Annotated in this window: 18 protein-coding genes and 1 pseudogene; 8 read left to right on the top strand and 11 right to left on the bottom strand. The window is 42.9% G+C overall.

Annotated elements, in window-relative coordinates; all coding sequences use genetic code 11:
• Both nudF and cpdA read left to right on the top strand, forming a co-directional pair.
• Nucleotides 1-148 (top strand): annotated as a pseudogene (gene nudF, locus Q0203_RS09340) (ADP-ribose diphosphatase); the annotation flags it as partial.
• Between the two features lie 57 nt (nucleotides 149-205).
• Nucleotides 206-1,030 carry a 3',5'-cyclic-AMP phosphodiesterase gene (gene cpdA / locus Q0203_RS09335; RefSeq protein ID WP_297931823.1) on the top strand — a complete coding sequence of 275 codons (825 nt, stop codon included), beginning with the start codon at nucleotides 206-208 and terminating at the stop codon, nucleotides 1,028-1,030.
• A gap of 81 nt (nucleotides 1,031-1,111) precedes the next feature.
• Here cpdA and prmA read toward each other — a convergent pair whose 3' ends face one another.
• The 9 genes from prmA to Q0203_RS09290 form a co-directional block, all read right to left on the bottom strand.
• On the bottom strand, nucleotides 1,112-1,996 hold the full coding sequence (prmA, locus tag Q0203_RS09330; protein ID WP_297931820.1) for a 50S ribosomal protein L11 methyltransferase: 885 nt from the start codon (nucleotides 1,994-1,996) through the stop codon (nucleotides 1,112-1,114).
• Nucleotides 1,997-2,007: 11 nt separating this feature from the next.
• On the bottom strand, nucleotides 2,008-2,553 hold the full coding sequence (gene fic, locus Q0203_RS09325) for a protein adenylyltransferase Fic (RefSeq protein ID WP_296027656.1): 546 nt from the start codon (nucleotides 2,551-2,553) through the stop codon (nucleotides 2,008-2,010).
• A gap of 5 nt (nucleotides 2,554-2,558) precedes the next feature.
• Complete coding sequence (gene panF / locus Q0203_RS09320; RefSeq protein WP_297931817.1) at nucleotides 2,559-4,010, bottom strand: sodium/pantothenate symporter; 1,452 nt, start codon at nucleotides 4,008-4,010, stop codon at nucleotides 2,559-2,561.
• Nucleotides 4,010-4,282, bottom strand: coding sequence for a DUF997 family protein (locus Q0203_RS09315; protein WP_297931814.1), 273 nt, complete (start codon nucleotides 4,280-4,282; stop codon nucleotides 4,010-4,012). Before Q0203_RS09315 ends, panF begins: the two co-directional genes overlap by 1 nt.
• Before the next feature lie 23 nt (nucleotides 4,283-4,305).
• Nucleotides 4,306-5,739 carry a surface lipoprotein assembly modifier gene (locus Q0203_RS09310; RefSeq protein ID WP_297931826.1) on the bottom strand — a complete coding sequence of 478 codons (1,434 nt, stop codon included), beginning with the start codon at nucleotides 5,737-5,739 and terminating at the stop codon, nucleotides 4,306-4,308.
• 72 nt (nucleotides 5,740-5,811) lie between these two features.
• Nucleotides 5,812-6,597 (bottom strand): Slam-dependent surface lipoprotein, encoded by a 786-nt coding sequence (locus Q0203_RS09305; RefSeq protein WP_297931811.1) that lies wholly within the window; start codon nucleotides 6,595-6,597, stop codon nucleotides 5,812-5,814.
• Nucleotides 6,598-6,842: 245 nt separating this feature from the next.
• Nucleotides 6,843-7,844 (bottom strand): transferrin-binding protein-like solute binding protein, encoded by a 1,002-nt coding sequence (locus Q0203_RS09300; protein ID WP_297931808.1) that lies wholly within the window; start codon nucleotides 7,842-7,844, stop codon nucleotides 6,843-6,845.
• Nucleotides 7,845-7,982: 138 nt separating this feature from the next.
• Complete coding sequence (locus Q0203_RS09295) at nucleotides 7,983-9,395, bottom strand: multicopper oxidase domain-containing protein (RefSeq protein WP_297931806.1); 1,413 nt, start codon at nucleotides 9,393-9,395, stop codon at nucleotides 7,983-7,985.
• The gene (locus tag Q0203_RS09290; protein ID WP_111295310.1) at nucleotides 9,396-10,148 is read right to left on the bottom strand and encodes a 1-acylglycerol-3-phosphate O-acyltransferase; all 753 of its coding nucleotides are present in this window, start codon (nucleotides 10,146-10,148) and stop codon (nucleotides 9,396-9,398) included.
• 107 nt (nucleotides 10,149-10,255) lie between these two features.
• Here Q0203_RS09290 and lpxH point away from each other — a divergent pair, with 107 nt between their 5' ends.
• Together lpxH and Q0203_RS09280 are read left to right on the top strand one after the other, a co-directional pair.
• Nucleotides 10,256-10,987: a UDP-2,3-diacylglucosamine diphosphatase gene (gene lpxH, locus Q0203_RS09285; RefSeq protein ID WP_297931803.1), complete on the top strand. Its 732-nt coding sequence runs from the start codon at nucleotides 10,256-10,258 to the stop codon at nucleotides 10,985-10,987.
• Complete coding sequence (locus tag Q0203_RS09280) at nucleotides 10,980-11,486, top strand: DUF2301 domain-containing membrane protein (RefSeq protein ID WP_297931801.1); 507 nt, start codon at nucleotides 10,980-10,982, stop codon at nucleotides 11,484-11,486. Before lpxH ends, Q0203_RS09280 begins: the two co-directional genes overlap by 8 nt.
• Nucleotides 11,487-11,555: 69 nt before the next feature.
• Here the strand turns inward: Q0203_RS09280 and Q0203_RS09275 are convergent, their stop codons facing one another.
• Entirely contained in the window at nucleotides 11,556-11,693 is a 138-nt protein-coding gene (locus tag Q0203_RS09275) for a hypothetical protein (protein ID WP_297931798.1), read from the bottom strand.
• Nucleotides 11,694-11,918: 225 nt separating this feature from the next.
• On the bottom strand, nucleotides 11,919-14,234 hold the full coding sequence (locus tag Q0203_RS09270) for a Tex family protein (RefSeq protein WP_297931795.1): 2,316 nt from the start codon (nucleotides 14,232-14,234) through the stop codon (nucleotides 11,919-11,921).
• A gap of 112 nt (nucleotides 14,235-14,346) precedes the next feature.
• Between Q0203_RS09270 and greB the strand changes: the two genes are divergently transcribed.
• The 4 genes from greB (at nucleotide 14,347) to Q0203_RS09250 (ending at nucleotide 17,358) form a co-directional block, all read left to right on the top strand.
• Nucleotides 14,347-14,826, top strand: a complete 480-nt coding sequence (gene greB / locus Q0203_RS09265; RefSeq protein ID WP_032997984.1) for a transcription elongation factor GreB — start codon at nucleotides 14,347-14,349, stop codon at nucleotides 14,824-14,826.
• A gap of 102 nt (nucleotides 14,827-14,928) precedes the next feature.
• On the top strand, nucleotides 14,929-16,284 hold the full coding sequence (gene mnmE / locus Q0203_RS09260) for a tRNA uridine-5-carboxymethylaminomethyl(34) synthesis GTPase MnmE (RefSeq protein ID WP_297931792.1): 1,356 nt from the start codon (nucleotides 14,929-14,931) through the stop codon (nucleotides 16,282-16,284).
• A gap of 210 nt (nucleotides 16,285-16,494) precedes the next feature.
• Nucleotides 16,495-16,902, top strand: a complete 408-nt coding sequence (locus Q0203_RS09255) for a polyketide cyclase (RefSeq protein WP_297931790.1) — start codon at nucleotides 16,495-16,497, stop codon at nucleotides 16,900-16,902.
• A 93-nt stretch (nucleotides 16,903-16,995) separates the two neighbouring features.
• A complete protein-coding gene (locus Q0203_RS09250) occupies nucleotides 16,996-17,358 on the top strand; it encodes a MarR family transcriptional regulator (RefSeq protein WP_297931787.1) in 363 nt (120 codons plus the stop codon).
• Nucleotides 17,359-17,606: the final 248 nt, after the last annotated feature.

The following is a 17,606-nucleotide window of genomic DNA, read 5'->3' as shown; positions in this document are numbered from 1 at the left end:
AGAAAATGAAGATATTCGGGTTCATGTTGTCAGCCGAGAAACCGCCTATCAATGGGTTTGTGAAGGCAAAATTGATAATGGCATTGCCGTTATGGGGCTTCAATGGTTAGCGTTAAATTATCCTCAACTGAAAACGCAATGGCGATAACCCCATGCGTTTAGACAGCTCAGGCCATTTAGGTGCAGTTAATATGAGGAGTTTACTTTGTTAAATACCTATCAATATCACGCCCAACAAGAGGTCTTTCGTATTGTACAAATTACGGATCCTCATTTATTCAAGGACATCAACGGGGAATTGTTGGGAATTAATACACAAGCCAGTTTTTCGCAAGTACTCACTGAGATCCAACAAGCCCACTATGCCTATGATCTCGTGCTCGCGACAGGGGATTTGGTACAAGACGGCAGTGATGAAGGTTATTTACGCTTTTGCGACAATGTAAAATCGCTAGAAAAAATGGTGTTTTGGATTCCGGGAAATCATGACTTTCAGCCTAAAATGGTTGAGCATCTCACCCAAGGCAACGTCAATGCCGGAAAGCACCTCTTATTAGGAGAACATTGGCAAATCCTATTATTAGATAGCCAAGTACAAGGCGTGCCGCACGGTCAACTTGAACCGGAAACTCTGGCATGGTTAAAAACAAAGTTAGAGGCGCACCCTCAACGCTATGCCCTTGTTGTGTTGCATCACCATTTGCTGTCAACCGGCTCAGCTTGGTTGGATCAGCATAATTTACGCAATCCTCATGAATTAGCCAGCGTGTTAGCGCCATTTCCACGCATTAAAGCCCTATTATATGGTCATATTCATCAACAGGCAGATAGCACGTGGCATGGCTACCGCGTCATGGCCACGCCTTCCACCTGTGTGCAATTTAAACCGGACTGCAACAGCTTTACGCTTGATACCCTTCAGCCGGGCTGGCGTGAAATTGAGCTCTATGCAGACGGGCGTATTGAGACCCGCGTTAAACGGATTCAGCAGGCTTCATTCTTGCCAAATTTTCAAGAAAGTGGCTACTAGCCTAGCAAAAACCAAGTGCGGTGAAAAAACGTGATATTTTTTCACCGCACTTTTTTATCACCCACTGACGTTTATTGCGCATTATGCCTTTAACTTACCGGTAATTCGACACCACTCTTCGCGCTCTGCCACCGGCTCCAACGCAAAACGCTCGGCGTAGGCATCACACACGGATTGCGCTTGTGTAGCTAAAATGCCCGACAAGCCTAAATCTCCGTTGGGCTTCACTAATTGGCTAATCACCGGGTAAAGCTCTTTTAACGGTCCAGCCAGAATATTCGCCACCACCACATCGGCTTTCAAGTCTGACGGTTTTGCATCGGATAAAAACAGTTGCAAACGATCCGCCACACCGTTTTGTTCCGCATTGTTGCGGCTGGCTAACATCGCTTGCGGATCAATATCAATTCCGACCGCACTTTTTGCGCCTAGCTTCAATGCCGCAATGGCTAAAATACCGGAACCACAACCAAAGTCGATCACCGTTTTATCTTTTAAATCTAAACTGTCAAGCCATTCCAAACAAAGGGCGGTGGTCGGGTGTGTCCCTGTGCCAAACGCCAAGCCCGGATCTAACATCACGTTCACGGCATTCGGATCCGGCACATCACGCCAGCTTGGGCAAATCCACAAACGTTTGCCGAATTGCATTGGGTGGAAATTATCCATCCACTCACGCTCCCAGTCTTTGTCTTCGATTTGTTCGATTTTATAAGCGGTATGTTCATCCAAATGGTTTGCCTGTTTAAGTGCCTCCACCACCACATTCATATCGGTTTCTGCATCAAATAAAGCAATCACATCGGTGTTACCCCACAAGCGGGTTTCTCCCGGTAACGGTTCAAAAATCGGCGTATCTTGGCTGTCCATAAAAGTGACCGACACCGATCCGATTTCTTCTAAAAAATCACTGATTTGCTCTGCCTTTTCATTAGTACTGTTCAGGCGAATTTGAATCCAAGCCATGTGTTCATCCTTTATTCTTTTTCATAACCTTCGTAGTAGTAGGATTGCTCAATGCCTTTAAAAATGATTTCACGGTTATCCACATCATCCGTTAAATTATTTTGTAGTAAAAAGCGAATTTCCAAATCATTAATTGGACTACGCTCCATTGCCTGCAAATACAAGGTTTTATCGACATTTTGCCAATTAACAACTTTGCCTAAATTTTTCTTTAAGATTAAATCCAACCAAATCCTTGTTGAACGTCCATTGCCTTCCAAAAACGGATGGGCAATATTCATTTCAACGTATTTATTAATAATCTCTTCAAATGTCGTTTCCGGCATTTGCTCGATTTTGCCCAACGCTTCTTTTAAATACAACGAATTAGCAAAACGAAAATTGCCTTTAGAAATATTTTGTTCACGAATCACGCCGGCAAAATCATACAAATCTTGAAATAAATAGTGGTGAATTTGTTGTAATCCCCGCGTTGTTCCGATTTCAATTTGCTGAATATCATTTGTTTCAAATAAACGGTAAGCATTTTCTAAACTTTTTTGATCGATTTTTTTCATGCATTTTACCTGTCATTTTCACCGCACTTTGAATGGCGCTTTTCACCGATTTTATTTCCCACTAAAAATGCGATCAAGCCAAAGACTAAGGCCGGTGCAATTGGGTTGAAGCCTAAGAGTTTAATGCCAAATTGGGTGAGTAAAATAAAGGAGATTAAACCGACCAACATGGAGCTTATCGCGCCGTAAGCATTGGCTTTATCCCAATACAATCCTAACACAATAACCCATAAAAATGCTGCTTCCAAACCACCAAAGGCAAACAGATTCAGCCAAATGATCATATCCGGCGGATTCAGAGACGCAAAAATTAAAAGTGCGGTCAAAATTAACGTAATAACAGAGGAAATTCGACCAATCCGTTTTTGGTTTTGCACTGCCTGCGGTTTTGCTGCTAAATACAGGTCTTTCACAAAAATAGAAGACGATTGAATCAGCTGTGCATCCACCGTGGACATAATCGCCGACATTGGTGCCGCAAGGAAAATCCCCGCCACAATCGGTGGCAACACTTGCAACATCAGGCTTGGAATCACCTTGTCCGATACCGTTAAATCCGGCACGATGGCGCGCCCCAATGCGCCCGCCAAGTGCATACCCAACATGATAATCGTCAACACGATCGTGCCAATCAGCATGCCGTTGTGCAGGGCTTTGCTGTCTTTAAACGCCATGCAACGTACAGCCGTGTGCGGTAAGCCAACTACACCGAAACAAACCAAAATCCAGAAGGACGCCATAAATTGGAAATCCAACATCTCATTCGGTCCGTACGGACTGACGAGGCTTGGATCAATTTCAGTTAATTTTTTGACCGCACTTTCCACGCCACCGACCTGATAAATCACACCGACCAAGAGTACAATCGTGCCGAGAATCATCACGGTACCTTGGATCGTGTCCGTCAACACTACTGCGCGGAAACCACCGATGAAGGTATAAATCCCCACGGTTAAAGCGAAGATTAACAAGGCTTGAGTGTAAGGAATGCCGATGGTGGTTTCCAACAAACGGGCGCCACCGATAAATTGCACGGTCATCGCCGCAAAGAACGCGATCAACAACGCAACACAGGCAATCCACACTAAATATTTGTTTTTATAGCGATAAAGTAATAAATCATTGATCGTCAAGGCATTGGTTTCGCGGGAAAGCAAAGCAAATTTTTTCCCTAACGCACCGAGAGCCAACCACACCGCAGGCACTTGGATCATGGCAAGCAAGACCCAACCTAAGCCGTATTTATACGCCGCACCGGGACCGCCAATAAAGGAACTGGCACTGGCATAGGTGGAGGCAGTCGTCATGGCGAGCACGAAACCCGTCATAGAACGGTTACCGACATAGTATTCGGAAAGAAAATCCCCGCCTTTTTGGCGTTTAACATAAGCATAAATCGCCGCGCCGAAGACAAAGGCTAAATAGATGACGAGAGGAAAAATAATCCCTAGGTTCATTAGTGACGCTCCGTTGTCGAATGTTGTTTTTTCTCTTCCACATCCAGCAGAATATCTTGAAACACAATTTTAATTAGCCAATACGCCACCACAATAAACAAAATCGGCAGGTAAATACAGGCTAATTCAAACCACAGCGGAAAGCCGATCGGCCCTTGCGTCGCCTTTGGTAAATAAGCACATAAACACCAACCAATTACATAAAGCAGGGTTAAGCCTAATGCCCAGCGGGCTTCTTTCGTTGCTTGTTGATAGCGTTGTTGTAACGTCATGATACAGTTGCCTCAATCCATGATTAAAACGTTTTACTCATTTCTAAATAAATCCGATTTTTATCATAGCGATAAAACGGATGATTGCTGTCATTTTTTTGGTACGACCAGGTAATTTTCGGCGTAATGCCCCAGAAATACACGTTACGATGCCATAAAGTGACGTTGGTTTGATATTCCTTGTTTTTTTGACGAATACCAAGTAAATCTTCCCCTTTATACGCCCGTCTTGCATAGGCAACAGAAAGACGACTGGAAATGCCCAACGGCCATTCTTGCACCCAGCCTAAACGTACATTTTTACGTTGATAGGCGTTATCGAGATCACGTGTATTTTCGCGATTATAATCCGCACCGATATACCAATATTGTCCGCTGTAAGGTAAAAATAAGAGCGTATTCGACCACAAATAATTATTGCCATTTAAATGTTTACGCGTGACATAACGCTGCTCACCATATTCAAGTGCGGTCGAAATTTGCCATGATTTATTGAGCCAATGCGTCACATCAACACGCACACCGGAATTTTTCGAATATTGTTTCATGGCATCACTGCCGGACGATCCACCGGAATACCAACGACGTTCTGTGAAAGGCACTAAGGCAAGTTCAGTATTTGCCGTTTGATAACCCAGACCTGCACCGATTCGGGCATTAAATTCGTTATATTTTTTGTTATCCCAATAATATTTACCTTGTCCATCTAACACCAGTTTGGCAAAAAACTGATGAGGCAACGACCATTTCTTTTCAGCCCCCGCATAATAAGACAGCCCATGCGCCTGTTCTCGCTCCCAAGCTTTCCACGCACCAATACGGGTGCCGGCTTTTGGCGCATTATTAATATTGGATTCATTTAAGAAACTGATGCCGCCGTTGATTTTCCACTGATCTCGTTGGTTAATTGCGGTTAAATACTGATCGATCATTTGCTGCGATGAGACATCATTCACTTCCGCACGAAGTTTTTGGAATTGATCTTTCGCCGCTTCATTATCGTTATTCAAAAATAACGCATGAGCTAATTGATAACGCAATGGTAAAACTTCAGGATGTTTTGCAAATAATTCACGATATTGCTGCACCGCTGAGGCATAATTCCCTTGATGCGTTGCCATCATAGCCTCGCCCCAAGCCACCAAAAAAGGATCTTGTTGTGGCAAATTTTTGTATAAGGGTAACAACAATGCCACTGCCTCCGCATGGCTTTGTAGCAATGCCGGAATCAGGCCACGGATAATCAAATCCGGTCGTTTGGCAAGTTCTTCTTTTGTAATAGATAGGGTATGTTCTTTTGAAGTAGAGGTCTCTACAACGTCATTTTGAGGCAATTGAGGGCTCGCCAGCTTTAAATGTTCTTCAGGCGATGCGTTCTTTGGTGCAGCAATCTCTGCCGCTGCTGAAGCAGACACGAATACGCCAATCGCAATTCCAAAAGATAAGGGTAATTTCATCATATCGTTTTAACCATATATTCAAATAAATAAAGCAAGCACATGGCTTGCCTTATTGTTCACTCGGGGAGATTACTGTTTCTTACCGACAAAACCGGCGCCCCATGAATTATCATTTGCTTTTGCCAAGCCACCTAATTCTACCGCATTATTGCCATAAAACTTACCTTCAACTGCGCCATCAGTCAATTTTGTCGATTTAGCCGTACCCTCAAAGCTATTACCGGAAATATTCGCACTAATATTAATGGTTGGTACATTGTTAGCTGTAATAGAACCGCTTAGCGTCTTCGCACCAAAATCGACATCAAAAGAAGATTGACCGGCTACCGCATCAGAATCATCGCTAATATCATCTGACGAAATAATGCTATCGCCTTTATACGACGCCAAACCGGTTACAGGCATATTTTGGGTTGGAGCACCATTATAGAACAGAATATCTTTCTCAGTCGGACCATTGCTTAAAGATACGCCCATACGGACATTGGCATACTTACCACAACATACGGCTGTATTATTTATACGTTGCCAGCTACCTGCGTAAATGCCAGGGTAAGTAAGTGTAATCGTTTGGCCATCAACCTCTAATTGATTTATATTTGCGTTATTGAATTTAACATTTTTGACTTGAACCTTGTCATCTTGTCCAGAGATAACAAAAGCTGAACCTGTAGCGGTTTGATTTGCCTTAGTTGAATTTTGTGTTGGCAAATTGGTTTTAGATGGCGTTGCCTGTGTTTTTTGTTCATTGCTTGGTGCAGCAGTATTATCACTGCTACCACCACTGCTCCCACAAGCAGCTAACGTGAATGCGGCTAATGCCGTTAAACTGAATTTTACAATAGCGTTCTTCATAAAAGGACCTCTAAGTAATAAGAAAGAAGATTTAAAAGTTAAGCGAATGCAAAAAAACGATGCATATCGACCATTTGCTTGGCGTAAAACATCAAAGCCGGCTGACTATAGCATATCAATTTGAAGAATAAAGTACTAAAATGTAAAAAAACGTAAAGACCGAGATGTCTTCATTATATCTCTTTCCTCTGTGCTCAAAACAAATAAAGCAAGCACATGGCTTGCTTTATTTAGTTATCTAAAAATTACTTTCTTTCTGCACCAAATGCGCCAAGATAGTATTTTTGTTCATTAACATAAGTACCGGTTAACTCATCAGCATTTTTTCCATAAAATCCGCCCTCTGTAGAAGTACCGTTTAAATCACCTTCAAACGTATTACCGGAAATCGTTGCTGAAAGATTAACTTCATTTAACCCCTCTCCCTTAGGGATAATTTTACCTGTTAATGTCTTATCTGCAAAATTAGCTTGGAAGGTTGCATCTCCGTCCGTAACAGTACTTATAGCACTTCCATCTTGGGCGTAACCATAAACGGCCTTACCTTCATAAACGACAGTGCCTGACATCGGCATAGATGCGGTTGCATTTTTACCTGTAGCAATAATATAGCTATTTTTTAGCTCATTACTATCAATGAATCCCCAACGAATATTATTTTTGGTGCCACCAACGACTCGTTTTACACCATCACCATAGCCATCTCCAATAATCAATTTAGCCTTTAAAGTTACTCCCGGCATTTCCGGAATAATATGAATTTGAGTACCTTCAACATTCATGATATTCACATCCGCCTCAGTTGATGAGGATTTCCGGGTTATCAACTCAATGTTCTCCCCATTTTTAGGAATTTGGAATCCATTTCCAGAAATACGTCCATCTGTTGGATTATTCTTAACCTCAGCCGGTTTAGCAGGCGCTTCAGATTTAGCTGGGGCTTCAGGTTTAGCAGGCTCTTCGGATTTAGCCGGTGCTTCAGATTTAGCCGGTGCTTCAGATTTAGCTGGAGCTTCAGGTTTAGCCGGTGCTTCAGATTTAGCTGGGGCTTCGGATTTTGCCGGTTCTTCAGATTTAGCCGGGGCTTCAGGTTTAGCAGGCTCTTCAGATTTAGCCGGTGTCATCTGTGTTTTTTGTTCGTTACTTGGTGCAGCGGTATTATCACTGCTACCGCCACTGCTTCCGCAAGCGGCTAATGTGAATGCGGCTAATGCCGTTAAACTAAACTTAACAATTGAATTTTTCATTGTGGAATCCTTAGTACATAAGAAAAAATACGATGATACACTTATGCAGACCTATGCAGACCAGAAATATAGCATATCAATTTCAAAAATGAAGTCTCTTTATGTAAATAAATGTAAAGAAAGCATCCTTAAAGAAGACTACTGTACCAACATCAATCCCATACAGCCTTTGTCTGCCAACATTAAATCAGACGCGCCGAAGGTGAACGGATGATTACTAGAAGACGTGTTTTCAAATTTCACTAAAAGAGACAGGTTTCCGTTGATGAGCACACTGTCTTTCCAGCCGATTTCGTTTTGTGCTAACGGCTTGTCATTCACAGATTCGACAATAAATTTTGCGCCGACCATATTAAAACCTACCGGAGAGGAGGCACTGAGGTGCCAGCGTTCTACGCTGCCAAGAGTTGCGGAAACATCCAAGCGGCGTGGATCAAAGCGTTTTTGGTTTATCGTGGCATTGTTGGTATCCAGATAAAACGTGCGTTCTTGTTGCACGTTAGCCGACAGCAAACTCGGTGCATCCGTGTTAAATTGCCAAGTCTGTTCTTTTTTCTCAAAGGCGCCGGCAAGGCCTTCCGGATGTAATTCTAAAATGCGATTATCAATTAACTCACCATCAGAACCAAAGAAATGACTGATGTTATCCAAAATACCGCGTTTTTTACCGGTAATGAGACTCACCTTTTCACCGTCATTTAAGTCCACCAAAATTTCCACACGCTCACTTGGCGCAAGTGTAACGACATTGCGTTTTTGACCTTGCGGCAAGAAACCGAGATCTTGTGCAATGAGCGTAAATTCCCGCTCGTCATCAAAACGTAATTCATAGGTGCGGGAAAGCGAGGCGTTAAGGAGACGTAGGCGCACTAAGCCGCGAGGTACCGTGAGATAAGGCGCTTCTTTCCCATTAACAAACAAACGCTCACCGACAAAACTGCCTTGATTTTGTTGGAAGAGTTGCGCGCCTTCACCGTTCAGTTGCATATCTTGGAGAATCAACGGAATGTCGTCCACACCATATTTTTGTGGCAATCCCAACTTCAGGCTTTCTTTATCTTCGATAACCCACAATCCGACTAACCCACGATACGTTTGATACGCCGAGCTGGCAAGGGTGCAGGCATGATACCAGCAGGTGGACGGCGCTTGCGTAATAGGAATGATCGGTGACCAAGTTTCGCCTTTTTGTAAGTTTTTCGCAATGCCGCCGAGCAACTCGCTCGAGGCTTGCAAACCTTGGATATTCATCGCAACAAATTGCGGCAAATTATTTTTCCAATTCAGTTTGGCAAAATCGTCTTTCTTAATTTTAATGGTTGGCCCTAAATAACTGCCGTTAAACCCCCACACTTCGGTACGTTTTCCAGACACGAGAGAAGTTTGGGTATTTTGCATATTCAGAAAAATTGGCTTGCCTCGCCGTGCCTCAAACAGCGGCGGAATTGTCAATGTAGGCCGTGTTGCCGCCAACAAAGGCATCGGCACACTGAAAAGTGCGGTGGAAAATAAGGTTGTTTTTAACAGCTGACGACGGGAGCAATGTTTCATTTAGGCCTGCTTATTCTCGTTTTTCTGTTCAACTTCTTTTTGCGCCACTTCGCGGTCCAATTCCGCAATGCGATTTTGCATCACATCATGGCAATATTCCGCTAATTCGCGCACATTTTCACGGCTGTAGCCGGACACATCAATAGGTTCTAGCATTTCACAAATCACCGTGCCATTATCCCAACGGTTTAAATCGATTTTATTATGTGTTGTAGAGCAAACGACCGGCACAATGGGTACACCGGCGGCAATGGCGGCGTGAAATGCCCCGGTTTTAAATGGCAATAACCCGCGTCCGCGACTACGCGTTCCTTCCGGGAACATCCAAATGGACAGATTATCTTCATTAATACGACGAGCCAATTCCGACATGGTGTTATGCGCTTTAGAGCGGTTATCACGATCGAGAAAAATATTGCCCGTTGCCCAATATAAAATACCGAAAAACGGCACCCAAATCAGACTCTTCTTGCCGACGCTCACTGTACGAGGCATGACCATGTAAGAAATGGTCACCATATCGTAGTTATTTTGATGGTTGCCGATATAAATACAACGCCCCACTTTATCAGCATTCGCCGGGAAACGATGTTCCACTTTCAAACCAAAGAGCGGATGTAACCGTCCAAACCAACGGGCAAAAATGCCCACATTACTCGGATTACGGAAACGAATAAAAGAATAAAGCGTACCCAGGATACAAATAAGAATACAACAAATCACAATGATGAAAATTCTGGCGATTTTTAGCATGATAAAGCCCCTTAAAATTTGCGTAAGTATAACGAAATTAGCCCGTTAAGTGTATTCATAACGATGAAATGTGCTAATCTAATCAAAATTTTTTTAATTGAATTGCTATGCAAAAAACCTATTTTATTGCGGATTTACATCTCTCCGAAAATCGACCGCACTTATTAGCCCTGTTTCGTCAATTTATGCAAGAACAAGCGCCACAAGCAGAAAAACTCTATATTTTGGGCGATTTATTTGATTTTTGGATTGGCGATGATGAACACTCCAATCTCATCAGCGAAGTGCAACAGCTCATCAGACATCTGACAGAACAAGGCGTGCCATGCTATTTCCAACACGGTAACCGAGATTTTTTGATTGGCAAAAAATTTGCTAATGCGTGCGGGCTGACGTTACTGCCGACTTATCAAGTCATTGATTTATATGGCACACCCACCCTTTTATGTCACGGCGATACCCTTTGCGTGGACGATGTGAAATATCAACACTATCGCAAAAAAGTTCATCAAAAATGGCGCCAGTGGCTGTTCTTACATTTACCGTTAAAAGTGCGGTTAAACATCGCAGAGAAAATTCGCGCTAAAAGCCGCCAGGATAAACAAGTAAAATCGACAGAAATCATGGATGTAAATGCCGCTTTTGTGCAGCAAATGTTTGCGCAATTTCATGTGACGCAAATGATTCACGGACATACGCATCGCCAAAAACACCATGAAATTCCACCGCACTTTCATCGAATCGTGCTGGGGGATTGGGGAGAAACCTCTTCCCTTTTAGAAGTCACGCCCCATTCAATCGAATTTATTAATGATACGTTAAGGAGAAAAAATGGCTGATCCGCATATTAAATCGCCGATGGATTGTTGGGATTACACAACAGTCATCATTTATCGTTTAGGCTTTGTCTTTGCCGTTCCAATGTTGTTTATGCTGCCTTGGTATCCCGCAACAGCACACGTTGGTTTGCTTATCGCAGCGACCTTATGTGCCGCTTGCGTCCATTTATATATGAAAAACTTCCGTTATATTTTTCAATTTGCCATGTGGGTAGGGTTGCTCTGCCAAGTTTTAGGTTTTCCGCAACTGGCGCTGGGAGCGGCATTTTTGGTCCTCGGCGGATTAAGTTATAAAGAATATTTTTGCTTCCGTGTCTTTGCACTAAATCTGCAACCGATATTTTTTGCGGTGTTATGGTTTGTCTTATTATTCAATATCTCTTGGTTAAGCACTTTATTATGCTTTGTGACCGGTATTCTCATTTTGCTATTAAGCATTCAAAAATGGCGCATGCCGTTGCATTTTGATATTGGCGATAAAACGAAATATCAGGTGTAATTCTTATCTCCAACACACAAATAAAAAACAGGCTAATCAACTTGATTAGCCTGCTTGCCGTCCTAGGCGTTACTTCTTCCAATTCTTCAGCGCATCCGCAAAGGCATTGCCCATCACATTATTTGCTCGCGGATTGCTACGCTCTTGGCGGGCATTATCAGAACGCGGTTTTGCGGATAAAGAATCGTAGCGTGCAACTTGTTGCACGAAATCATGAATGCCCGAAAGCGTTAAATAACGTTCCGTGCGTAATTTGGTCGTGCATCAAGATGCACGCTACGCATGAAATCGTGAATTACGCATCGAGGTTAATTATTCGTGCAACAAGTTGCACGCTACGAGGGGTTAAATAATCGTCCTATATATTGAAATTTGGCTATAAATAAAAAAACAGGCTAATCAACTTGATTAGCCTGCTTGCCATCCTAGGCGTTACTTCTTCCAATTCTTCAACGCATCCGCAAAGGCATTGCCCATCGCATTATTTGCTCGTGGGTTGCTACGGTCTTGGCGGATATTATCTGAACGCGATTTTACGGATAAAGTGCGGTCAGATTTGCCCTCATTTTTTACCGCACTTTCATCTAAACGCATGGTTAATGCAATACGACGACGCGCCACATCCACTTCCAATACTTTCACTTTCACGACATCGCCGGTTTTCACCACTTGATGCGGATCTTCCACGAATTTATCACTGAGAGAAGAAATATGAACCAAGCCGTCTTGATGTACGCCAATATCCACAAAGGCACCAAAATTAGTCACGTTGGTTACCGTACCTTCTAAGATCATGCCGGCTTTCAAATCTGTGATTTCTTCCACGCCCTCAGCGAAGGTGGCGGTTTTGAATTCACCGCGCGGGTCGCGTCCCGGTTTTTCCAATTCTTTGAAAATATCCTGCACCGTCGGCAAACCAAATTGCTCATCGGTAAATTGTTTTGCATCAAGCTGGCGCACTAAACCGGCATTGCCCATTAAATCCTGAATCGATTGCTCTGTTGCTTGCAAGATTTTTTCCACCACAGGATAGGCTTCCGGGTGTACACCGGAGGCATCTAACGGATTATCGCCTGCAGCGATACGCATAAATCCGGCGCATTGTTCAAAGGCTTTCGGGCCTAAACGTGGTACTTTTTTCAGTTGCTCACGGCTGTCAAAACGCCCGTTTTCATCACGGTATGTCACAATATTCTGCGCTATCGTTTTGGTCATCCCCGCTACACGGGCTAATAACGGCACAGAGGCGGTATTGAGATCCACCCCTACGGCGTTTACACAGTCTTCCACCACCGCATCCAATTTACGCGCTAATTGGCTTTGATTTACATCATGTTGATATTGCCCCACGCCAATGGCTTTCGGTTCGATTTTCACCAATTCTGCCAATGGATCCTGCAAGCGACGGGCGATTGACACAGCGCCACGCAAGGATACATCCAAATCTGGAAATTCCTGTGCGGCTAACTCGGAAGCGGAATAGACGGAAGCACCTGCTTCGCTCACCACCACTGTTTGTGGTTTATGTTCTTTAATTTCCTTAATCACGTCTTTGGCGAAACGCTCTGTCTCACGAGAGGCGGTCCCATTTCCGATAGCAATCAATTCCACGTTGTGTTGTTTAATTAATTGGAAAGTAGACAACATCGCACGCTCCATCTGCCCGGTATGCGGATAAATGGTATCGGTTGCCAATAACTTACCGGTGTTATCCACCACGGCCACTTTCACGCCGGTACGTAGCCCCGGGTCTAACCCCATGGTGTTCTTGGCGCCTGCCGGAGCAGCCATTAAAAGTGCGGTCAGATTTCGGGCAAATACATCAATGGCTTCCTCTTCCGCTTTCTCACGTAAGGTCGCCATGAGTTCCGTTTCCAAATGCAAGGCCACTTTAATTTTCCATGTCCAAGCAATCACTTGCTCACGCCATTTGTCCGCCGGTTGCCCAGTAAAACGAACACCTAAATAATCACGAATAATCTCTTCGCAATAACTTTGACGACTGCCCTCTTCCGCTTCCGGGTCCGCATTCAAACTTAATTGTAAAATGCCTTCATTACGACCACGGAACATTGCCAACGCACGGTGAGACGGCACATTTTTAAGCAGCTCTTGGTGATCAAAATAATCTTGAAATTTTGCGCCTTCCGCCTCTTTGCCCTCAATCACCTTAGAAACGATAAGTGCATTTTTGCTTAAATAATCACGTACTTTTGCCAACAATCCTGCGTCTTCGGCAAAACGTTCCATCAAAATATAACGGGCACCGTCCAATGCTGCCTTAACATCTGCCACGCCTTTCTCCGCATTCACATAATCAAGTGCGGTGGTTTCCGGAACTGTTTTTGGCTCGTTCCAAAGTAAATCCGCCAATGGCTCAAGCCCCGCCTCAATGGCAATTTGACCTTTGGTACGGCGTTTTGGTTTGAACGGCAAATAAAGATCTTCTAATTCGGTTTTACTTTGCGTAGCTTGAATTTTGTCGCGCAATTCATCCGTTAATTTGCCTTGTTCCTCAATGGATTTCAAAATGGTTTGGCGACGGTCTTCCAATTCACGTAAATAAATTAAGCGGGTTTCAAAATAACGTAATTGTGTGTCGTCTAGGCCGCCAGTGGCTTCTTTACGATAACGGGCGATAAAAGGAATCGTGTTGCCATCGTCTAATAATTGAATGGCGGCAAGAATTTGACTATCGCGAACATTTAACTCTTGTGCGATAAGTTGGCTAATTTGCTGGTTTAACATGATATGTACTTCTTAATAATGAAAAAACGGGCATAGCATACTGTTTTTGAGCAAGAGGCTCAAATGTTTGTTCCTTTTTCGGTATAATTTTACGGCAATTGAGGACAGGATGATGGCAAAGTCAAATTACATTACCCGACAAGGCTGGAATGTGCTGGATCGGGAATTAAAATTTTTATGGAAAGAAGAACGCCCACAAGTCACCCAAGCCGTGTCTGATGCTGCTGCGTTAGGTGATCGCAGTGAAAATGCAGAATATATTTACGGTAAACGTCGCTTACGGGAAATTGATCGCAGAGTGCGTTTTCTCACCAAACGCTTGGAAGTGCTACAAATCGTGGATTATTCGCCGAAGCAAGAAGGCAAAGTATTCTTTGGTGCATGGGTGGAGCTAGAAAACGAAGATGGCGAAGTTAAACAATATCGCATTGTCGGTTGTGATGAATTTGATCCGGCAAAAAATTGGATTTCCATTGACTCACCGGTGGCACGTGCCTTAATTGGTAAAGAAGAAGACGACGAAATTACCGTAGAAACGCCTTCCGGTAAGATTCAGCTCTATGTGAATCGCATTTGGTATGAAAAGGTTTAGTTAAGATAAAGTGCGGTCAATTTTCTTCGCATTTTACGCATTGAGATAGAATTGATATAAAAACATTGAGATAAAAAAATCGACACCTTTAAAAGGAGAGTTATGAAAGAAACAATCGTTGCTCAAGCCACTGCGCCGGGGCGTGGCGGTATTGGCATTTTACGTGTATCAGGCCCGAAGGCCACTGATGTGGCACAAGCGGTATTAGGAAAATGCCCCAAACCACGTATGGCAGATTATTTGCCCTTTAAAGATGCTGATGGCACCGTATTAGATCAAGGGATTGCACTGTATTTTAAAGGGCCAAATTCTTTTACCGGTGAAGACGTGCTTGAGCTTCAGGGGCACGGCGGACAGGTCGTATTAGATCTGTTGCTAAAGCGTATTTTACTTATTGATGGCATTCGACTCGCGCGTCCGGGCGAGTTTTCCGAGCAGGCATTTTTGAACGATAAATTGGATTTAGCCCAAGCGGAAGCGATTGCCGATTTAATTGATGCCAGTTCCGAACAGGCGGCTCGTTCAGCCCTGAAATCGTTGCAAGGCGAGTTTTCCAATAAAGTGAATCAGCTTGTGGATTCCGTCATTTATTTGCGTACTTATGTGGAGGCGGCGATTGATTTTCCGGATGAAGAAATCGATTTTCTTGCCGATGGCAAAATTGAAGGACATTTGAATGGCATTATTGCGCAGTTAGAGCAGGTGCGTGCCGAAGCAAAACAAGGTTCTATTTTGCGTGAAGGGATGAAAGTGGTCATTGCCGGTCGCCCTAACGCCGGGAAATCCAGTTTATTGAATGCCCTTGCCGGGCGTGAAGCGGCGATTGTCACAGACATTGCCGGTACCACGCGAGATGTGTTGCGTGAGCATATCCACTTAGATGGCATGCCATTACATATTATTGATACCGCCGGGTTACGTGATGCGACAGATGAGGTGGAGCGCATTGGTATTTCGCGTGCGTGGAATGAAATTGAACAGGCAGATCGGATTTTATTGATGATGGACAGCAGTGATAGCGAGCAAGATTTAGCTAAAGTGCGGTCGGAATTTCTGGCAAAATTACCTAACACTATTCCGGTTACCCTTATTCGCAATAAAGCGGATTTAACCGGTGAAACGGAACGCTTATATGAGCAAGATGGTTATACGGTCGTCAATTTGTCCGCAAAAACTCAGCAAGGCGTGGATTTATTGCGTGAGCATTTAAAACAAGCGATGGGGTATCAAACGGGGATCGAAGGGGGCTTCTTAGCTCGCCGTCGCCATTTGGAAGCCTTAGAACAGGCGGCACAACACTTACAGACAGGACACGTTCAATTAACCCAATTCCATGCCGGTGAATTGTTGGCGGAAGAGTTGCGTATGGTGCAAGAAGCATTAAGTGAAATTACCGGCCAATTCACGTCTGATGATTTGTTGACGAATATTTTCAGTTCGTTTTGTATCGGGAAATAGAGGCAAAGTGCGGTCGTTTTGGGTGGCGTTTCAGGTATTAAAACGGCTCATTGGGAACGATAAAAGAAGTGGATTACAACAAACTTCATATACTGAAGAAAGTGATTTTCCTAGTTAGAAAATCTAAAGCCCCTACTCCTACTAGAAATTTGTTGATAATATTATAAATCAATATATAATATGTACACTTATAAAAATAGGAGAGTCATCATGGAATTCAGCTTTAGTTTAAAAATTAAAACCACAAAAGAAGATGCGTGGAATTACTATGCAAATATTGAAAAATGGTATCACTGGGAAACCGATTTAAAAAATATAACACTGAACGGAAAATTCGAGACGGGTTCATATGGAACGATGGAACTTGAAGGGATGCCTCCCATGGAATATCAACTTACTCTTGTAAAACCTTTTGAAGAATTTTGGGATAAGACAGAGACACCTTTTGGAGATATCCTTTTCGGTCATCAAATAATTGATAATCATGACGGAAGTGTAAATATAAAACATACTGTAATTTTAGAAAATGAAGATGAGCAACATTTAGACTTTTTAAAACACGTTTTTTCAGACGTTCCACAGTCCATATTTATCCTAAAAAATTTCTTAGAAAAATAAGGTAATTGCTATTTGTTTATCTCGAAATATAAAGACGACTCAGAAAAATCAACCGGCTTGTTATTTATGAGGGTGTACAATAAATGGCACCTCATGATAAAAAAGGAGCTGAAGAGAATAAATCTGACACACCCTCAATTTGTTGTTCTGGCTTCTCTTGCTTATCTATCACAAAACGAGAACGAAGTTACACAAGTTATGATTTCAAAACTCTCTGAGATAGATGTCATGACGGTATCTCAGATACTGAGTTTATTAGAAAAACATCATTTTGTAGAAAGAAAAGAACACTCAAGAGATACCAGAGCAAAAGTTGTTATGTTGAAAAAAAAGGGAGAAGAAATATTAAAAACAGCTATTCCGTTAGTTGAGAAAATTGATGAGTTATTTTTTGGAAAACTAAATAGTCATGAAGAACAATTTAAACATTTTCTCATTAAATTAAACAAAGAATAAGAAATATTTTTTGTAACCTATAGGAATATAAATTCTGATATTGCCATATTATATATTTAGTCATTTAAGTCAATTAAGATCAAACGCTGTTTCAAATGTTCTTGAATTTGCAGCAGGAGCAGAAAAAAGTGGTGCGTGAAGTGATTATGGCGATGGATAAGGCGTATCGTTCAAATAAATAACAATCCGCACGTAAAACGTGCGGTTTTTAGGCTCCCCTATAAGGGCCTATACTTCACAAGCCCCTC

Origin of the sequence: uncultured Aggregatibacter sp. (assembly GCF_938046485.1) — a bacterium.
Taxonomy (GTDB): Bacteria; Pseudomonadota; Gammaproteobacteria; order Enterobacterales; family Pasteurellaceae; genus Aggregatibacter.
Note: the sequence above shows the minus strand (reverse complement) of the source record. Positions and strands in the feature narration are given on the sequence as shown.